The following is a 22,069-nucleotide window of genomic DNA, read 5'->3' on the forward strand; positions in this document are numbered from 1 at the left end:
TTTCAAGATTTTCTCATGTAACACAAGGTGGAACAAGAAAGAACAACTTAATCATTTTTTAGGTTTAAAATTAGAAAACAGATAAACAAAAAATAATAGATATTGTATAGTTGGTTTACATAAATATAAAGATGAACTTGAAAGACAGATAGGAAATGGAATTAATTATAACAAAAAAAGATTGAATTAAATAATTGATATGGTAATTAATTCAGAAGTTGAAAAAATAGGGGCGCTTTACAAAAATATTGGGTATGGATTAATCTTTGTAATAAGTTTGGCCCTACAATAGAAATAAATAGATAATACTGAAAAAATAAAGCAACAAGAGTTAGTTGAAGATTTAGATTAGGTAGTAATTGTTTTTAGAATAAAAGAGTCAATAAAGCTCAAAAGATGATTAAAAAGTTGAATGATGATGATAAAGACATTAAAAATAATGCTGATTACTAATAATAAATAAAAGTCTAAGTTATTTCAATTGACAGGCTTAGCCGATTTTGTTTATAATTGAGTATTAGGCAGAGAACAGGAAAAACTTGGGATGAGTTCACCCCAAGTTTTTTTAACGAAGATATTTTTTCTTTTTTAAGAATGCTGATCCAATACCAATACTAGATGCAAATAACATTATAGTATAAGCATTTAACAGTGTTGGATCAGATGTATCTGGATTTTGATTGCCATTGTCATTTGGAATTCTAGAATGATCTAATGTATTAATGATATTGTAACCATTTATTACTGTATTGTAACCCTCAACAGCAGCTTCTGTTACTGTATATATAATTGCTTTACCATTTTGATCATATTTAGATAAACCATTAAATTCATATTTCCAATTTTTATTGGCACTAACGACTTGACTATTTATTTCTTTTCCATCAGCATACAGTGTTACAACAATGCTTTCAGGTCTAGTATTATACTGATTATCATTATCTACCCAGATTTTTTGCCCACTAACGATAATATCTTTTTTATCAACTAAAGTATTTAGAAGATCAAATGTACCTTCAATATTACTTACCTCATAATCAGTATCATTTATAGCTTTACCATCAATAGCAGTTTCCATAACTGCATATGTATATTCAACACCATTAGGATCATATTTATCTAAATTATTAAATTCATATTTCCAATTAGTATCTTTACTAACATTCATTTCCTTAATAACTTTACTATTTTGCAATAAAGCAATAGTCACATTATTAGGTAAATTTTCATCAGACACATTTTTCCATAACTTAGTACCAGCAACAACAGTTTCACCAGCTAAAGTATTTGTAATTTGATATTGATCAATAGTGCTTAAATAATTTTCAGCAATATTGATCTCTTTGACAACATATTCATGAACTTTACCTTCAGCATTAACTCTTGGTAAATTCATAAAAGTGTGCTGCCAATTATCTTTTGTAGTAATAGTCATATTTTCATAATTAAGACCATCTTGCAATAATTCGATTTCAACACCATTAGGACGAGTTGAATAGGCGTTATTATTATCTAACCAGTTTTTAGTTACCGTAATACTAATTACATCTTGATCTGTAAAAGTATTTGTAATTGTAAAACCATCATTTTTATTACCAGCATAAGTTGTTAAATAATGACTAATTGGATCTTCGCTAACTTTATTATATTCAATCATGATACCATTTTCATCAAACGTAGGAACTTTTAATGTTGTAGACCAGTTATTATAATTATTTGCATTATCTTGATTTAATATAACTTCATGTTCATTTAAATGAACTTTAATTTCATTTGGACGATATTTTTCTAAATTATCTCGATCATTCCAAATCTTATTGATAGCTATGATTTGATTCACAGGATATTTATTTCCACCAGTTAATGTATTAGTGATGACATTACCATCTTGCGACATTGTATAATCACTTGGTCTGTTGTCATTTTTTTCTTTAACTGTGTATTTGATAAGTGATCCATCAGGATTGTATTTATTAAGATCTGTAAATTCAAATTTCCATTCATTTTCTGTTCCTGTTACTAATTTACTATCAATTTCTTTTTCATCAGCTAATAGGGCAACTGTGATGTTTTCCGGACGAATATTTAATTTGTTATTATCATCTTTCCATATTTTAGTACCTGTAACAGTGACATTTTGAGGATCTTTTAATGTGTTGGTTAAAACATGATCATTATAACTGAATTCATAATCAGTATTTTCAATAGAAATATCATTTATATGTGTCTCTACTATCGAATAAAAATTTTCAATGATTCCATTTGCTTGATACTTAGGAATGTTTGTAAATGTATATTGCCAATTAGTATCTTTTGTTAAAGTAACAGCGTCACCATAGTTATTTCCGTTTTGAATTAATTGAATAGTTATGCTATTAGGAAGATTATTTTCAGATACATTTTTCCATTCTTTACGAATAGGCAAATCAAATAACTCAATTTTTTCATCACCAACATGAGTATTTGTAATTGTACCACCACTAATTGATACCTCATAATCACCAACACGATTATTTATTACTGGTAAATCACCAACTTTTATTTCTTTGACAGAATATTCATATGGTGTTAAGCCATCATCTTGATATTCACGTAAATTATCAAACTTATGCTGCCAGTTTGTATCATTAGTTAAAACGACAGGATCTCCATAAGTTTCATTATTTTGTTCTAATTGAATTGTAATATTTTCTGGAAGATTATCATCACCAATATTGACCCAGTGTTTTTTAACTGGATAAGAAATAGTTGCTTTATCATTATCACTTACAAGAGTGTTATTGATTATTGTTTTTTCACCATCTTGTTGAACATATTTAATAGTAAAGTCTCTAACTCTTTCATTATTTACATCAATATCGTTGATTTTAGTTTCTTTTGCTTTATATAGATCATATGGACTAATACCATTATCACTATATTTTCTTAAACCAGTAAATGTATAATTCCACTCTGTTTCGTTTATTTGATTATTTTTTAATAATTGTACAGGAGCACCTTTATCATTATTATTATCTTCTAATTGAATAGTAATTGATTCTGGGATATGACCGTTTGCATTGAGCCAGTTTTTGATTACCGGATATGTACCACTCATATCTTTATTTTTATCATCTTGTTTTAAAGTATTAGTAATATTTAAGCCATTTTCATCAACTATATAATCACCAACAGCATTGTTTTTTACTTTTAATGTTGTGTTATCAGCAGTTACGCTGATTTCTTTAACACTATAAGTGTATTCATTGCCATCTGCATCGTATTTTGGTAATGTGATACCGTTAAAATTAAATGACCATACTGTAACATTAGATTGATCTTTTTTATCAATAGTTTTAAAAACATCATTACCATTAGTATCTATAGCTGGTTCCAGATTACCATTTTCAATATTTCGATATAACTGAATTTCAATTCTATCTGGAATGTTATCTTTTTCTACATCGACCCAGTTTTTTGTTCCTTCAAGTGAAGAACCATCAACAGTTCCACCTAAAGTATTAATAATATTAAGTTTTTCGTTATTATTAGAAGAATAACTTACGGTAAAATCACCAGCTTTATTATCTTCTACTTCGACATCATCAACAGCTGTTTCTTCAATACTGTAGATATATTCAGTATCATAATTATCTCGATCTTGATAGACTGCTAAATCTTTAAACACATATGTCCAGGTAGTTTCCGTCTTAGACCATTCAGGCGTTACTTCTTTAACTAATTCGTTTTTACTGTTACTAGTTTTACGATACAACGCAATTGTAATATTATCAGGAAGATTTTCTGGAGATAAACCATTCCATGTTTTAGTTACACTAACTTCTCTAGTTAAAGGTACATATGTATTAATAACCTTATATATAAATGAGCCATCAGTTGCACTGTTTTCACTTATTGATGAATCAATGTTGTAGTTGTCATTATTTAGGTTTTCTTCTTTAATTGTATAATTGATGATTTTTCCTTCAGTATCATATTTATTTAATTCATGGCTTGTTACCCTACTATTATCTTTGGTAATAGTTAATGTTTCAACTGCAGATATTTCATTATCATTTGCAATAATATCAAATGAAACCTCTGGGATGACAAAATCACTAGGTTGGTTTTGCCATTGTTTTTCTATCGTTACAGTTGTTTTGCCAATCAAAGTATTTTTAATAGTAAAGTCATTTCCAGCGCCATCATCTTTTATATCTACTTGATAGTTTAATACTTGATTATCAATAACAGCAGTATCATTTACTTTTATTTCATTGATCGTATAATCAACTTTCATACCATTGATAAACTCTGGTAGATCTTTCCAAGTATAAGTCCATTTATCTTTTTCGGTTAATTCTTGTATTGGGTTAAATTTATTTAAATCAACGATATCACCATTTGTAGTTTTAGCACTTAATTCGACAGTTACTGTATCGGGACGCTGATCTTTTAATGCAGCATCTTTCCATACTTTAGTAACAGTTTTATTTACTTTGCCATTATCTAGTTGATTTATAAAAGTATACTTAGTTTCATTTTTATCATTTGAGATATCACTGTAGCCAGTTACACCTTCTTTAGGCGTGTTAATACCATCATAGTGTTCATATTCTTTTACTGAATAAATGTATTTTTTACCTTCATTGTTGTATTTAGGTAAATTATCCCAGCTACCCTTTAATTTCTCATTAGTTAATTTAATTAGTGGAGAATCAGGAACAACATTTATATCAGTGCTTCCATCAACTCGACGATATAATACCATAGAGATTTCTTCAGGACGTTTTCCTTGAGCATCATTATCATCGATCCATTGTTTTTCTACAGCCATGGATGTGAAATTTTGCATATCATCTAATCTATTAGTTATTGTAAAGTTATTGTTATTATTTTCTATAGATGTAACATATTGATCATTAGGTAATGCACCCATTGTTTCTGAAACTGTATATTTGATTTTATCACCATTATTGTTATAAACTGGTAAATTATCCCAGGTAATAGATTCACCATTCCAAGCTGGATCTGATGAAGAGATCGTTTTAGTTTGATTTTCTAGTTTTGTACCATCAGCAGATAATTCAAAAGTAATTGTATCTGGTCTAGTTTGATAGGCATCGTTATTATCGATCCATACTTTTTTTACAGATACAGAAGTTAAACTACGGTCATTAGTGATAGTGAAATTATATTTGTTATCATTGTCGATCGTTGCTTTATAGACTTCGTTATCACTTACTTTAATCAATTCATTTTCATCAGGTGAGTATTCATTACTGTTACTATCTATTAATGTTTCTTTAATAGAATAGTTGATTTGTTTATACTCGCCATTATCATCTTTTACAAGGGTTGGCAGATCCCAATCGATCCAAGTATAAGACCATTCTTCACTGCCGTCTAAAATAACTGAAGAGTCTTGAGAATCGATTACATATTTCATGGTAAATATAACTATTTTTGAAGTACTGTCTTCATTACGTATAGATGATGATGGTGATAATACTGCAATTTCTTTGTCTTCGACAAAATAAGCAGTTTTAGCATCAGAAATACCTAATTTTCCTCCATAAGTATCAGCAATCGTTATTCTTATTTCTGCCTTGCTGGCATAGTTGCCAGTACCTGGAGTACCAGTTGGTTCATCATATTTAAAAGTGTATATTTTTGATCCATTTTCTTTTACTTCAGAAGCTGTTACATCTTGTGACTTAAGATCCTTTTCACCATATTTAACTTTTAAAACAGCATCAGAACTTTCATCTTTTTGTTCAAGAATAGCTGTTATTTTATGATCCCGGTCTTCTTTTTTTATATTAGTAACAGTTTTACCATCAGCTAATAATTCAACTTTTACTTTATATCCTTCTGGAGCCTCGGTTGTTTCACCGTTTTGAGTCCAAACTTTTGTAACAGTAGGAGTTAAATTTAGATTTGGCTGATTTGTAATGGTGAATATTAAAGCATTATCATCTTCTTTTTTATCGGTGTTGTTTGTTATCCAGCCTTCAGTAGCTGTTATTTCATTGACAACATAAGTGATTTCTACTTTGTTTTCTTTATTGTCTAAAATATAATCACCACCTGAATTAACTAAATATCTAGGTAGAGTGTATTTATTCCAAGTATAACTAAAAGCGTTTTCTTGATTTAATTCAACGATTTTATAAGGCTCGTTTTCAATGCTTGCAATAATTTTTTTATTATTATCATCAATATATTCATAAGTTTGATATAGGCCGATTGTGGCACTAACATTGCTTAATGAATTATTACCTGAAGTTAATAATTCACCATTTTTATCAATCCAGTTTTTATTTACAGTTATTTCTTTTTCATAAGCATTATCTTTTATGCTTATCGTCATACGACCATTGTTACCTAAATTTGATATTAAAACATCATTATTTAAAGTAGATTGGAAGAATCCCTCATCAGTACATGTCTTATTATCACCTGTTTCAGGATTATCAGTTATGATTGTATAAGAAACATCGTATAAATAATTGCCACTTTCAGAAATTGTTGGTGTATTTGCAATATGAATATCGATACTATGTTTGCTTTCTTTTTCAAAGAAAGATACATCAGTAGCATTATATTTTATACCATCAATTATAGTCTGTTCTTCAACAATAAAATCAAAATTAACACGTATTCCTTCGTTATTTTTATTAGTTATATCATCAATACATACTTTAAAACTTCCAACAGGAGGCCTGCTTGAATCAGTATCGCTAACCTTTCCCCAGAAAGAGCCATCAGAAAAAAGAATTCCTGTAGCATTTGTAATAGTACTTCCATCAGCTGAATGATAGATGAAATAATCTTTAAAATTATTTTCATCAATTTTTTCTCCATTTTGCGGTTGAATAATTTCTAATTGACCAACAAATGACTTAGCAATATTTCCCTTAGGCAGATCTTTATCTCGATATCTTATTATACCATCAGAATATTTATAATAAATATTACTATGATAACTATTCTTACCAATAGTTATCATATATCTATCACCTGATTGTACAACATTAATTCTATTACCATTTGAATCTTCAATATAATAACCATTTATATCCTGTTTCAATTCCATATAAACAGAAACGATTTCTTCTTCATTAGAAGTAGTAGGCGGTAAAGACTTTTCAATCAATATTGTTGCATCAGCTGCAGTTTTATCATTAGAAAGGACAGCTTCTGTATCATTAATAGTGATTGAATCAAGTGATAAATAATAATTATTCCATGATTGTCTACTATATATTGCAGAAACATTGATTCTAGCATTAGCTTCAATCGTTTCACCTGTATCATCAGCTGTTCCTTTGACTGTTATGGTTGTTTCACCACTCCAAAGAGCATTTGTTGCAGCATTTCCAGATAAAGCAACAGTATAAGAATTACCATCATATGTAAAACTCATTTGTCCAGGGTTTAAAGAAAGTCTAATATCTTCTAATTTAATATCAGCAGTTCCTTTTTCTGTTTCTGGTTGAGCTTTTTTTACAGGCATATCAACTTTTAGATATTCAGTTGTTGTCGCGGCAGCTTCTTTATCCGTTGTATATCCAATTTTATAATAATAGGGATTATCTTTAGCAGGTTTGAACTCTACATTTGAATAAGAATTTCCAGTTTCAAAATCATATAAATTAGTATAAAAAGCATAATCAGTAAAATTATTATTTGGTTTACCTTCACTATCAATTTCTAATCCTGAAAACAAAGAAGCATCTTCTTCCAAACCTACTTCATATAACATCCTAATTGGATAAGCAGTCTTATCATAATCATTTGTTCTACTATAAGTTGGCAAAAGGGCACTTGGAAAAGACCAGGTTATTTTATTATAACCAGTCTGGCCATTAACTACTAATTCATTATCTTTTTCAACTTTAAAAATAACGTCACTTAAACTAGAACCATCATTAGCAATTGGTCCCCCAGCTATAGTTCCATCCTGGGTCGTACCATTAAATTTATATGTACCATTCTCTTGTTTTTCAAATACATAATTGATTCCTTGATATCTTAAATACTGTTTATTGCCTTTTAACTCCATCTTATAGCCAAGATAATCAGTAAAAGTAACAAAACTGTCGATATCACTACCACCAGATTCACTTGATACTGGGTTGTTTATTTCGGTATTAACGCTTGGAGCAATGGTCATATCTGAAAGAATATCTTTAAATGCATTTTCGAGATCTTCCTCACTCATTGAACCGCCAAAATATTTATCAGTATATTTATAATTATTTTTATATGTATCATCACGATTTAAAATAGTTTTTATCTCTCTAACTGTACTATTTGAATCAGTAGCAGTTGTAGAAGGATCTAACATAAAATGTGTCCAGTCTGTATTGTTGATATCTAGTCCAATTGTATAAAATTTAGCGACTGATTCTGATGAATCAGATAAGACATTTGAATAATCATATAAACCTTTATAATGTGTATCTAAAGTTTTTTTAGCATGATTAGCAGTTAAGATCGTGTATGCTCCAACTTCAGCATCATCATTATTATTATATCCACCATTGGCATTTCCTTGGTATAGAGTGCCATTTTTAGGATCAATATAATCACTTTTAGCACTACCGGCAGCCCCATCAGATAATAAAACAAGAATAGGTAAACGAATTATATCGTCTGTTTTTTCTGTAGAATTTAATATTTCCATACCATGGTATATACCACGCTGTGTTGGAGTTCCACCACTTACCTCTTTACTTGAAGTGATAGGTATGCTGCTGCTATTTTTTACATAATAAGTTGTATTTCCCCAATTACTGCGCCTTGCAGCTCTAATGCTATTATTGGTATATTCTAGATATTTATTTTCATTTGAATCAGTTGAATATCTATCTAATGGAAATAAAGTTTCTGCGTTATTTTCGTTTCCTGCATTCTCACCTGAATATCCAACTATTCCAACTCGATTATTTTCATCTTCCATTAATGTTTGAATTGATGAATTAACAGCATTTACCATTGCAGTTGCTTTTGAAGTACGACTTCCAGATATATGATCAGCCATACTTCCTGAAAAGTCTAAAACAAATACAACATCATAACCAATTTTTTGTTGGGTTGTAGACATTCCTACAGAGACGGTTGAGTATGTTTGGGCCATAGCTGATAGTGCAATATTAAAGTTGTTTTCACTAGCTGTAGCGCCATATAGTGTTCCCGTTGTTACAGATTTATCAGTCCATATTTTTCCATCTTCAGCAGGACTGCCGTTAAATATAGTATTATTGCTTGAAGTATCCGGATCTGCTATAAGATTAGCTGAAAAGCCATCTAAGTTAGCAGTTTTATCATCTGATGCATATATTTTAGCAGGCTGAATGACTGCTAAGATCATACTTGTTAGAATGATAAACATACTGAATATAAAACCTGCTTTTTTTAATGTTTTTTTCTTCATAATATTTCTCCCTTCATAAATTTTAAATGAAATATCTAGTTTGACTTTCATTTAAATGATTTTGTAAACGGTTACATAAATAATAAAAAATTAAAAATCATATTATTTAATTAATATACATATAGAAATCGGCAATAATAACATTAAATAATATAAAAGAAACATATTTTAACATTATTTGATCATATTTATTTTAGTATATTTTGTCTTTATCCCTTCTTTCTTACTGATACTTATTATTGTTTTATTAAATTCTTGTATCAGTGACAATATTCGAATATTTATTTATTATTCTATATGTATAATTTCATAGAATGCACTATTCTACGATTAGTACACCTATATATATTTTATCATTAAAATAAAAATAAATAAAGAAATAACTCTTATTCAAATAATTTATGAACATATTCTATCTATACTGTTAATTGTTAATAAATGAAAGGAAAATAATATTATGACAAAGTTAAATCAAAAAACAAAATTCAAACTTATTGCTGAAGACTGGTTAATTTTTAAAAAATTAAGTATCAAACAGTCAACTTATATTAAATACGATAATTTATTAAAAATTCATATTTTCCCTTATTTTAAAGATATGGAATTTTTAGATATTGATGATGTATCAATATCCATCTTTTTATCAAAAATGTGTGACAAATTATCTGCTAGTACAATTAAAACCATCTATTATCTAATTCAAGCTGTTTTAAACTATGGTAGTAAAAAATATAAGCTGGATTTAAGATACTATAATGTAAAATTACCAAAAATAAAAAGAAATGCTGTATCTTTAAGCGAAACTGAACAAATCATTATTGAAAAAAAAGCTAATGAACTAAATAAAGAAATAACTAGAGCTATCTTTTTAGGTTTATATGCTGGATTAAGATTAGGTGAGATATGTTCTTTGAAATGGGAAGACATTAATTTTGATAGAAAAACTATCAATGTTAATAAATCAGTACAAAGAATCAGAGATATTTCTAATAATTCTAAAACTGTTTTATTGATTGGTACTACAAAATCTAATAATTCAAATCGAATTATTCCAATTTCTAGTCCTTTATTAAAATATTTGAAACAAATATATTTTAATAAAGGTGATTGTTATGTATTAAATGATAAAGAAAAAGTAATTGATCCTCGAAAGATTCAGTTTCAATTTAAAAAGTTATTAGATGAATGTAATCTATCAGATATCAATTTTCATATGTTAAGACATACGTTTGCCACAAACTGTATCAAATTAGGAATAGATGTTAAATCACTTAGTGAAATATTAGGCCATTCTAATGTTAATACTACATTAAATCTATATGTTCATTCATCATTAGAATTTAAAATGCAGCAAATGAATAAATGGGAAAACTTTATCTCTGATAATATCGTAGAATAGTGCATTCTATGAAGTAATCATAATTGTATCAGAGAGGGGGCTAAGAGTTATTGATAGGGGGATTATTAGTATGCTTTAAAAGTTAATAAAAATTTAATAAGAATATAAGTAGAAGGAGATGATTGAGGAATAGATGTTAAATTAATAATATTATTATGACTATCAAATATGTGAAAGGAGTAAAAAATATGAAAAACAAAAAAATAAAAAAGATAGGCTCTGGTATATTTGTATTAGTTGTGATTCTTGCAATGATAATTGGTTTAATGCCGCAAGAATCAGTATATGCGTTAGAAGGGAAAACATCTGATAATAATACAACTAATACATATACAGATTCTCTTGGTGGTGATACATCAACACAATATACTGGTCGTGTTTGGACAGATAAGACAGTATATGATGGAAATGCAACATTTACTGGAGATGTTAATGAAGGATCTCCTGAAGGGGTTACAATTGAAAATGATTCAGACTTTTTAGTTGCGTATTCCGCTCTAGCAAGTTCACAGTCTATCACTGGTCAAACTCAAGTACCAGTTGATGTTGTGTTTGTAATTGATAATTCCAATAGTATGGATGATAGGATAGGTGGAAATTCTAACCAAACGCGATTACAAGCAACAGTTGATGCTGTAAATGATTCTATTGGTAAACTTATGGATGCTAATAAGGATTCACGAGTGGCGGTAGTTATTTATGGATTAAGTTCAAAAATTTTGATGCCACTAAATCATTATGAACGACGAAGTGATGGTAATTATATTACTCTTCAACAAAATGGTTCAGATACAGTTTTTTTATCTCCAAATTCGAGGTATTCTGTATCAATGTCAAGTGATGATAGAGGAACTAATACTCATATAGGTGTTGATACAGGAATGGATATTTTAGCAGAAGCCAGTGAAATTGAGAGCAATTTGCAAGATGGCACTAAAGTAAAGCATGTTCCTATTTTAGTATTATTATCTGATGGTGCTGCTACAGCATCTGGCCAAGGCGACTGGTGGAATCCTAATGGAACTTTAGGCTCAGGTACTAGTACTGCAAATTCATATAGTTTAAAAGTGGCTATGAATGCATCATATATGAAACAACGAGTAAATGATCATTATGGTGTTAGTTCAGATTCCCCTTATGCTACAAAGATATATACAATTGGAATGGGAATCGAACAATTGAGACAAACTGGTTGGAATGTAAATAATACAGATTATCATCGTGCCCAGATAGCCTTAGATCCAGGTAATCATATTGATGATAACAATAATGTGGCGAATGCAATTAGAACGCAGTGGAATAACTATTTAAATAATCGAACTGCAAGCTTGGACAGATATACATTTAATCATCCAAATTCAAATGATATTACAACAATTGCTTATAATGATGGGTATTATTCTGCAGAGAATGCTGAAGATGTAAATAATGTATTCAGTGATATTACTAGTGTAATTTTAACTGATGCACCAATGATTCCAACTGAAGTTAGTGGTGATAATCCAGCAGAAGATGGATATATTACATATACTGATCCTATTGGTAAGTATATGGAAGTTAAAGATTTTAAAGCCATGATTTATGGTGGACAAGTATTTGAAAATCCTACAAAAAACACAGATTCTAATGGCATTACTACATATACATTTAGTGGTAAAATACATAGTGAGGTATACGGAGAGCAAGATGCTAGTCACATAGAAATCACTTTAAAAGAAACTGATGAAACACAGGAAACTGATAAAACACAGGTTTTAGAAATAAAAATTCCAGCTTCAGCAATTCCATTACGAGTTAATACTATTAATTTAAATTCTGATGGATCTGTAAAAACTAATACATCTAATAATGCTTATCCAATGCGTATACTTTATACAGTAGGATTAAAAGATGGGATTGTAGATGAAAATGGTGTTGTTACAGATCAGGTAAGTGCTGATTATATTAAAGATCATTTAAATAGCGATGGTACAGTTAATTTTTATAGTAATCTATATAGTGGTAATACGGAAGATAATCAAAGTGTAGGTGATGCTACTGTTAGCTTTAAAGCTGCAGCAACAAATCAATACTATTTCTTCCAAGAAAATACGCCATTATACGAAGATGAGCCTTGTACTATTAAAGCTGCAACTTTTGAAGAAAATAGAACTTATTATTTTAAACAACAGTATTATGAAGGTACAGAATTAAAAACAGTTACTATTAGTCGTAAAGGCGCAATGCTAAATACTTATACTGATATTATAGATGGACAGTTACATATTAAAGCTGGAAGTCCACGTATTGGAAATTTAGCTCATTTTACTGGTGTAAAAGATTCTAATACAACAAATACAGCAACAAATTACTATGTTCCTACATATGAACTTGATTCAGCTAATGGACATTTTGTTGTTTATTTAGGAAATAATGGTGTAGGGAAAGTAAAAGCAACTGGAACTTTAGAAATATCTAAAACAGTAACAGCTGATGAAGGTTTAACCGCACCTGATAAAGACTTTACTTTCACAGTTGCTTTGACAGATGCAAATGATGAAGGATTAAATGGAAGTTATGATTATACAATTGTTGATTCTAGTGGTGAAGCTATAAAAAATGCTGATGGTACACCAATAGTAGGTACTATATCAAATGGTGGAAAATTAACATTGAAAAAAGATCAAAAAGCTAACATTACAGGATTACCACATGGCGCAAACTATAAAGTAACTGAAAGTGCAGTTAGTGGTTTTGAAACAAAATCAATTGGTGCAACTGGAACAATCAGCGCTGGTCAAACTATTACAGCAGCATTTACTAATAACTATTCTGTAACACCAGTTACTTTAAATGGGTCAATAAATCTTCCAGTTGAAAAAGTGCTTACTGGTCGTGATTGGCAAGAAGGTGATAGTTTCACATTTGAAATTAGCTCTACAACTGCAACAGATCCACTTCCTGAACAACCATCAGTAACAATAGATTCAAATACAGATAATCATAAAACTGCATTTGGAAATATTACATTTACGAAACCTGGAGAATATACATACACTATTATAGAGAAAACAGATAATAAAATTTTAGGCATAACATATTCAGATGCTGCTTATAATATAAGTGTGAAAGTTACAGATAAAGGTAATGGTACATTAGAAATTGAATCTAATATGTATAAAACATCTGAAGATGATGGAACAGAAATTTCTAAAGAAAATATTCAAAAAGTTGATAAGGCAATTTTTACTAATACTTACAATGCAACTAGTGCAAAAATAAGTTTGTTAGCTACAAAATCGTTAAGTGGAAATAAAGAATTATTAAATAGTATGTTCCAATTTAGAATAAGAGCAATTACACCTGGAGCTCCTATGCCTGGACAAACTGATGGAAATGGAAACGTTATAGTTTCTAATATTGGATCATCTATTAGTTTTACTAACATAGAATTTACTCCAGCTATGATTGGAAATACATATACTTATGAGATTTCTGAAGTAATTCCATCAGATGCAAAAGATAATGTTCTTAATGGAATAACATATGATAGTAAGAAATATACAGTTGATGTTGAAGTAACTGCAAGTAGTGATAATGATACCTTGGTTGTAATAGCTACACCAACATATAAAAATAGTGATGGTAATATAGTTGATAGTGTTACTTTTAATAATAAGTATGAAGCAACAAGTGTAACTCTTTCAGAAGATACGAATACAGCTATTCATGGAATTAAAACATTGAATGGACGTGATATGAAAGATGGCGAAACTTTTAGCTTTACTTTAACACCAGATGAAAATACGCTTTCAGCAATCACTGCTAAAGATGTTAGTGTAGGAGATTTAACTGCTTCAGTTGAAAATGGACAAGCTGGTGTACCACAATTATTTAATTTTGGAGATATCACTTTTACAAAACCTGGAAATTATGTATTTAAAGTAGCAGAAGATGAAGGTAATGCTGGTGGTATTACTTATGATGAGCATGACTGTACTGTTACAGTTGTAGTAACGGATAATGGAAATGGTCAATTAGAAGCAGCTGTTACTTACAACAATGGAACAGGAAGTACAGATAATACTCAGTCAGTTTTTGTAAATACTTATCAGGCAGTTTTTGATACTGATACGGCTGTTAATATCAATGGAACAAAGACTCTATCAGGTAAAGCTTTAGAAGCGAATGAATTCTTCTTTACTGTGGAAGCACAAGATAATGCTCCTATGGGTGCAAGCAGTAGCACTAATCCTAGTGATAATGCAGGAAGTATAGGATTGTTAAAAAATATTTCATATGAACAAGCAGGTACTTATGAATATATTATTAAAGAACAAATTCCTGAAACTAAACGTACAGGAATGACTTATGATGAATCTATTTATAAAGTTATTGTAACAGTAACTGATGATTTGAATGGAAATCTAAAAGCAACTTCAAAAATTGAAAAGAGTAGTGATGGTGGAACAAACTACACTGATGCAAACAGTATTGAATTTAAAAATAGTTATGAACCACTTTCAGCAACAATGACTCCACTTGCAGTTACGAAAGTATTAAGTGGTGATAGAAATAATGGATTAAACGCTGGTGAATTCTCTTTTGAAATAAGTACTAATTCAGAAGATGGAATTATTTTACCAGCAAATAAAGTTGTTACTAATGATGCCAATGGAAAAGTACAATTTGAAAATATTACTTTTACAAAAGCAGGAACCTACGTTGTTTCGATAAAAGAAGTTGTTCCAGATAATAAAGTAGATGGTGTAACTTATGATGAGCACACTATAGAATCTACATTTAATGTAACTGATAGAAATGGCCAATTAGTTGTAACTAGATCAAATACAACTGGTAGTCAGACTTTCGAAAATGTTTATAATACAACAGGTAATGTAGATGGTGCAACTAATTTAAAAGTTACAAAAGTATTAGAAGGCCGTGATTGGCAAGCTGGTGATTCATTTAGCTTTGTATTAAGTGGAAATGATGATACAACAAATACAGCAATTAAAAATAAAGATATTATCTTACCTGATAATGCTAAAGGAATTACAATAACAAATGAAAATGAAACAAAATCAGCTGTATTTGGTGATATTACAATCAAAAAACCAGGAACTTATAAATTTACTATAAGCGAAGATGCACCTGATCCAGTGATAAATGGAATTACATATGCCGATGCAAAAGTAATTACAGTTACTGCTACTGATAATGGTAATGGAACATTAAATGTTACAGTATCAGGAAATACTGATTTGACTTTTGTAAATACTTATACTCCTAATGAAGCAATACTTAACGGTGAAGCTAATTTAAAAGTAACAAAAGTAATAGATGGTCGTGACTGGTTAGCTACAGATAAATTTAGCTTCAAATTAGAATCTGGAGATAATAACACAGAATTGGCAATTAAAAATAGCATTGTAAAAATGCCTGGTAGAACTCTTGTAATTGATAATGATAATAAAAATACTGCAAGTTTTGGTGATATTACATTTACAAAAGTAGGAACATATAAATTTAAAATAAGTGAAGTAGAAGGAGATATTTCAAAAGTAACTTATGATAAGACATCAAAAACAATTACTGTTGAGGTAGTTGATAATAAAGATGGTACAATGAGTGCAACTATTGTTACTAATGAAAGTGATGATTTAACATTTACAAATAAATATACTCCAGATCCAGCAATTGTTGGTGCAACTAATTTAGCAGTAAGTAAAACGTTAACTGGTCGTGAGTGGAATGATACTGATGTATTTACATTTAGTATAGAAGCAGTTGATTCAACTACAAAAAATGCTGTTGAAGCAAAAGAAATTATATTAGAAAATCCAGAAACTAGTATAAATAAAGATACTGCGCGTCATACAGCAGCCTTTGGTAATATTAAATTTACAAAACCTGGTAATTATCAATTCAAGGTAACAGAGGAAAAAGGAAATATTAAAGGTATTACATACGATCCAAGTGAAAAATATGTCAATGTTAGTGTTACAGATGATAATAATGGAAAATTAGTAGCTAAGGTTAATGGAGAAGATCATGCAGTATTGGCATTTGAAAATACTTATGCCCCTGTTGATTCAGTAGTACTTAGTGGAGAAACATATTTAAAGGTAACAAAGAATCTCACAGGACGAGATAATGAATGGTTAGAAAAAGACATTTATATATTTGATTTGAAACCAGATACAACTGATACTATAACTGCTGAAGCTTATAATAATGGAAATATTATTTTAGGTAATAGCTCATTAGTAGTTAATAGAGGAAATAGAGATACTGCACATTTTGGTGATATCACATTCAAAACTGCGGGAACATATAAATTTACGGTTAGTGAAGTAGATACTGAAGTGGATGGAGTAGAATATGATCCTGCACCTACTAGAACAATTGTTGTCAATGTAACTGATAATCTTGATGGAACATTGAGTGCAGCACTTGACACTGAAAAAAGTCAATTATTAGAATTCAACAATGTTTATAAACCTAGTGAAGCCGTTCTTGAAGGAAGTACAGCATTAAAAGTAACAAAGAACTTTACAGGACGTGACTGGTTAGGTAGTGAATTTACATTTAACTTAGCAGCAGGTAATATTACTACTCAAGAAGCAATTACTGCTGAAAAAGTAATTTTAAGTAATGATAGTTTAACTATCAATGAAGGAAATAAAGATAGTGCAAGTTTCGGTAATATTAGATTTAAAGAAGCTGGAACATACGAATTTATCGTAAGTGAAGTAGAAGGAAATATCCCAGGAGTAACATATGATACTGCACCTAGAAAAATTATCGTTAATGTAGTAGATAATAATAATGGTGAATTAGTAGCAACTATCGATAAAGAAAGTAAAGCTTTAACATTCAACAATAGCTATGCACCAAATGCAACAACTCTTGTTGGAAGTGAAAACTTACGAGTAACAAAAACATTTACTGGTCGTGCAAATAATGCGTGGTTAGAAACTGATGAATTTAGATTTGTTATAAAGGCAGCTGCAAATGATTTTGCGACTATTGAAGCTGTAGAAAATGGTGAAATTATTTTACCAGATGATTTAGTAATTAATAGTACTAATAAAGATAGTGCCAGCTTTGGTGATATCACATTTATAAAAGCAGGAACATATAAGTTTACAATAGGTGAAGAAGAAGGAAAGATTTCAGGCGTAACTTATGATAAGACACCAAAAACTATTACTGTTAATGTAGTAGATAAAAATGATGGTACAATGGAAGCAACTCTTGTTGAAGGTAGTGGTGCTTTAACGTTCAACAATACTTATGCTCCTGAGCCAGTTCTTCTTGAAGGAAAAAATAATTTACAAGTAACTAAGAACTTTACTGGTCGTGCAGGAGATGAATGGCGAAATGATGATATCTTTGGATTTATTTTAGCGGCTGATGAAAATGATCCAGCAACTAAAGAAGCCTTAGATCAAGGAAATATTGTATTGCCTGAAAATACTACTTTAGTTGTGACAAATAAAAATAAAGATAATGCATATTTTGATGGTATTACATTTAAAGCAGTAGGAACTTATAAGTTTACAATAAGAGAAACAAAAGGTAATACTGCTGGTGTAAGCTATGATGAATCTGTAAAGAACATTATTGTTCAAGTTACAGATGATAATACTGGCGTATTAAAAGCAAGTGTTATTGAAGGTAGTGATACATTAACATTCAATAATACCTATGCACCTTTACCAGTAACTCTTGATGGAACTAAGAATTTAGTTGTTACAAAAGAATTCACTGGTCGTGCTAATAATCAATGGCTAGACACAGATGTATTTACATTTAATTTAACAGCTGCTGGTGATACATTAAAAGCTGTTGAAGCTGGTGATGTAAGATTCTTAGGAAATACAAAAGTTGAAATAAATAAAAATAGTAACAATACTGCAAGTTTTGGAAGTATTGAATTTACAAAACCTGGAGAATATACATTCAAAGTAAATGAAGTGGATGGAAAAATCCCAGGTGTGACTTATGATTTAGTAGATAGAGTAATTACTGTTAAAGCAGTAGACAACAATGATGGTTCAATGAGTATTAGCGTTAAAGGTAATGATGATTTAACATTTAGTAATGTTTATCAAACTGAAAATGTTATTTTAGACGGTAAAACAAATCTTAATGTTACAAAAGTATTGGCAGGTCGTAACTGGAATGATACTGATAGCTTTAAATTTGAATTAAAAGCTTCTGATGAAATAACAAAAGCAGCTGTTGAAGCTGGAAAGATTGAATTACCTGAAACTACATTGACTTTAACAAAAGCATTACAAACAAATAATTTTGGTGATATTACATTTAAAGAACCAGGAACTTATACATTAGAAATTTCTGAAGTAAATGAAAATATTGAAAGAGTTGGATATGATAGTCATGTAACTACAATAAGTGTTGAAGTTACTGATAACAACGAAGGTCAACTTGTTGTTGCAACACCTACAGTAAGTGGAGAAATGACATTTACAAATACATATACTCCTGCTCCTGTAACAGCAACATTACAAGGTACAAAAGTAATGAGTGGACGTGATTTAAAAGATACTGATAAATTTAGCTTTACAATTGAAGGTATCGATAACGCTCCAATGCCACAAGTTACAACTGTAGAAAATGATAAAGATGGTAATATCAGCTTTGCTCCAATTACTTATCGTGAAGCTGGAACTTATGAATACACAATCAAAGAAACTGGTGGATCAGCTGCTAGTGTTACTAATGATAGTGGAACAGTTAAAGCAACGGTAAAAGTAAGTTATGATATGGATACAGGAATTTTAACTCCGGATGTTACTTATGTAAAAGAAGGCGGAAATGGTGAAGGATTTACTTTCACAAATAAATATGTAGCAAGTCCAATCGTACTTGCAAATGGATTTAGTGCTACTAAAGTAGTAGAACCAAGTGAAGGAAATAATTATGAATTAAAAGGTGAAGAATTTGAATTCATGATTACGCCATCACAAAATAATCCAACAAGTGATCCAATTGAGCAAAAAACTGTAACAAATGATAAAAATGGAAATATAACATTTGCAACTGATATTAAATACACTGAAGCCGGAACTTATGTTTATGATGTAAAAGAAGTTAGCGGAAACTTAGGTGGTATAAGTTATGATGATACTGTATATACAATTACAGTAAAAGTAACTGATAATCAAACTGAAGGAAGATTAGAGGCTGAAGTTTCTACTGTAATCAAAGATAATAGTGTAGATAGTATTAAGTTTACAAATGGATATAATCCAAAAGCAGCTACTGCAGTTATTTCAGGTAAAAAAGTATTAACTGGAAAAGAATTAGCAGTTGATGCCTTTACATTCAATATAACAACAACTAATAATGCACCAATGCCAGAAAAAACTTCTGTAACAAATAGTGCTGCAGGATTAGTTCAATTTGATGAAATTACATATGATAGACCAGGTGAATATCATTATCAGATTAGTGAAGTAGATGCTGGTAAAGAAGGTTATACATATGATAAGATTGTAAAAGATGTGACTGTAAAAGTAACTGATGATAATGGTGAATTGAAGTCAGAAATTGTTAATAATGAATTTGAATTCAATAATATGTATAAAGCAAAATCAGTTACTATTGGTGGTAACAGTGCTCAAAAGATTGAAGCTGTCAAGAAATTAGATGGTCGTAAATTGAATGATAAAGAATTTGAATTTGAATTACTTGATCAAAATGGTACAGTTGTTGCAACAGCAGCAAATGATACTAAAGGAAACTTATATTTCAGCGAAATTGAGTTTGAAGAAGTAGGAACATATTATTTCACAATGATTGAAAAGAATAACAATTTAGGTGGAGTAACATATGATCAAAACACATATTTATTAGAAGTTGTTGTAACTGATGAAGGTGGACATCTAGGTGCTAAGATTAGATATATTGGTGTTGATAATAGTGAATTAGATACAGTAGTATTTAATAATAGTTATAAAGCAGTAGCGACAAGTATCCAATTAGGTGCAACAAAGATGTTAAATGGAAGAGATCTTAAAGCTAATGAATTTACATTTGTATTAAAGGATAAAGATGGAAAAGTAGTATCTGAAGCTTTAAATACAGCAAATGGATTAATTCAATTTGACAAATTGAATTTTGATAAAGTGGGAACTTATCAATATACTATTGTTGAAGTAAGTGGTAGTGATAAAACAGTTACTTATGATAATTCAGTATTTACAGCTACTGTCAATGTTACAGATGATGGTAAAGGTAATTTAAATGCTGAAGTTGTATATGATAAAACACCTGTCTTTACAAATGAAGTAAAAGCAAAAGATTCATCTTCAGTAGAAACTGATGATAAATATGGATATGAATATCTTGGAGCATTAACTATTTCTATGTTAGGTGGAATGGCTTTATATGCTCAAAGAAAGAAAAGAGTTATTAAATAATTGATAAAACTCAAAAGGTCTGTAAAGAGTATCAAACTCTTTATAGACCTTCTTTTTTAGAAAAATTATATTTTTTATTTTATTCTAATCCCTTGACAAAAGGAATCAAACAAATGAGAACAACTATTCCAACAATCCCAATAATAATTCCCATGATCATATTTTGCCAAACCATTGTCAAACACATTCCTACCCCTAAAAGTAAGGAACCAATGATTCCAATGAAAGTAGCTATAATAATTTTTCCCGATAATTTAACTGGTGTTTTATTTTCCATTTTTCGCCAAACAAATACCATAATAAGCAACACGATAATTCCAATAATTCCCATGATAATACCTGAATGCATTCCATTCAGGTATTAAAGCCATACACATACCTAGTGCAAATAATATTCCTCCAACAGTTCCTAAAATCGTTGCTACAAATGTACTTTTTTTCATTATCTGATTTTCTCCTTATTTATCATGTTTTAAAGCCGATTTTTCTTCTCTTTCTTTTTGTTCTTGTGCTAATCTTTTTTTAGCATCTTCTATAGATTCACCATCTTTGGTAAGATAGTTATCAACAAATTTATCTGATATTTTGTTAAAAGCTCCTACTACAGTTTTTTCAATGTTTTTGTACCCTCCAACAACACCTTCTTCAATATTTTTATAACTTCCTACGATTTCTTCTGCAATTTTTTCATTTGCTTTTACTAATTTTGATTTTGCCATTTTTATAATCTCCTTTCGTTTTGACATATACAGAATAGAATCAATTTATTTGTGAATTATTTATATTTTGTTTCTAAATTGTTAAATAATATATTTA

At 29.6% G+C, this 22,069-nt stretch carries 6 protein-coding genes and 1 pseudogene; 3 read left to right on the forward strand and 4 right to left on the reverse strand.

Annotated elements, in window-relative coordinates; translation table 11 throughout:
• Nucleotides 1-25: 25 nt before the first annotated feature.
• A pseudogene (locus BR82_RS17655) lies at nt 26-453 on the forward strand (IS607 family transposase); the annotation flags it as partial.
• A gap of 112 nt (nt 454-565) precedes the next feature.
• Here the strand turns inward: BR82_RS17655 and BR82_RS0106570 are convergent.
• Nucleotides 566-9,421: a Cna B-type domain-containing protein gene (locus tag BR82_RS0106570; RefSeq protein ID WP_027089541.1), complete on the reverse strand. Its 8,856-nt coding sequence runs from the start codon at nt 9,419-9,421 to the stop codon at nt 566-568.
• Between the two features lie 457 nt (nt 9,422-9,878).
• Between BR82_RS0106570 and BR82_RS0106575 the strand changes: the two genes are divergently transcribed.
• Both BR82_RS0106575 and BR82_RS17020 read left to right on the forward strand, forming a co-directional pair.
• A complete protein-coding gene (locus BR82_RS0106575) occupies nt 9,879-10,820 on the forward strand; it encodes a tyrosine-type recombinase/integrase (RefSeq protein WP_034864333.1) in 942 nt (313 codons plus the stop codon).
• A 188-nt stretch (nt 10,821-11,008) separates the two neighbouring features.
• Nucleotides 11,009-21,253, forward strand: a complete 10,245-nt coding sequence (locus BR82_RS17020; RefSeq protein WP_027089543.1) for a Spy0128 family protein — start codon at nt 11,009-11,011, stop codon at nt 21,251-21,253.
• Between the two features lie 79 nt (nt 21,254-21,332).
• Here BR82_RS17020 and BR82_RS17660 read toward each other — a convergent pair whose 3' ends face one another.
• Genes BR82_RS17660 through BR82_RS0106590 form a run of 3 tightly spaced genes read right to left on the reverse strand, consistent with a single transcriptional unit; the run spans nt 21,333 to nt 21,972 of the window.
• Entirely contained in the window at nt 21,333-21,530 is a 198-nt protein-coding gene (locus BR82_RS17660; protein WP_240474522.1) for a hypothetical protein, read from the reverse strand.
• A complete protein-coding gene (locus tag BR82_RS17665; protein WP_240474523.1) occupies nt 21,520-21,696 on the reverse strand; it encodes a hypothetical protein in 177 nt (58 codons plus the stop codon). Before BR82_RS17665 ends, BR82_RS17660 begins: the two co-directional genes overlap by 11 nt.
• Nucleotides 21,697-21,711: 15 nt before the next feature.
• Nucleotides 21,712-21,972, reverse strand: coding sequence for a hypothetical protein (locus BR82_RS0106590; protein ID WP_027089544.1), 261 nt, complete (start codon nt 21,970-21,972; stop codon nt 21,712-21,714).
• Between the last annotated feature and the right edge of the window lie 97 nt (nt 21,973-22,069).

Origin of the sequence: Thomasclavelia saccharogumia DSM 17460, assembly GCF_000686665.1 — a bacterium.
Lineage (GTDB): Bacteria > Bacillota_I > Bacilli_A > Erysipelotrichales > Coprobacillaceae > Thomasclavelia > Thomasclavelia saccharogumia.

What these genes read in the sequence shown, in the direction of transcription:
- BR82_RS0106590 (WP_027089544.1), bottom strand. Translation starts at nt 21,972, where the DNA reads ATGGCAAAATCAAAATTAGTAAAAGCAAATGAAAAAATTGCAGAAGAA.
- BR82_RS0106570 (WP_027089541.1), bottom strand. Translation starts at nt 9,421, where the DNA reads ATGAAGAAAAAAACATTAAAAAAAGCAGGTTTTATATTCAGTATGTTT.
- BR82_RS17020 (WP_027089543.1), top strand. Translation starts at nt 11,009, where the DNA reads ATGAAAAACAAAAAAATAAAAAAGATAGGCTCTGGTATATTTGTATTA.
- BR82_RS0106575 (WP_034864333.1), top strand. Translation starts at nt 9,879, where the DNA reads ATGACAAAGTTAAATCAAAAAACAAAATTCAAACTTATTGCTGAAGAC.
- BR82_RS17665 (WP_240474523.1), bottom strand. Translation starts at nt 21,696, where the DNA reads ATGAAAAAAAGTACATTTGTAGCAACGATTTTAGGAACTGTTGGAGGA.
- BR82_RS17660 (WP_240474522.1), bottom strand. Translation starts at nt 21,530, where the DNA reads ATGGAAAATAAAACACCAGTTAAATTATCGGGAAAAATTATTATAGCT.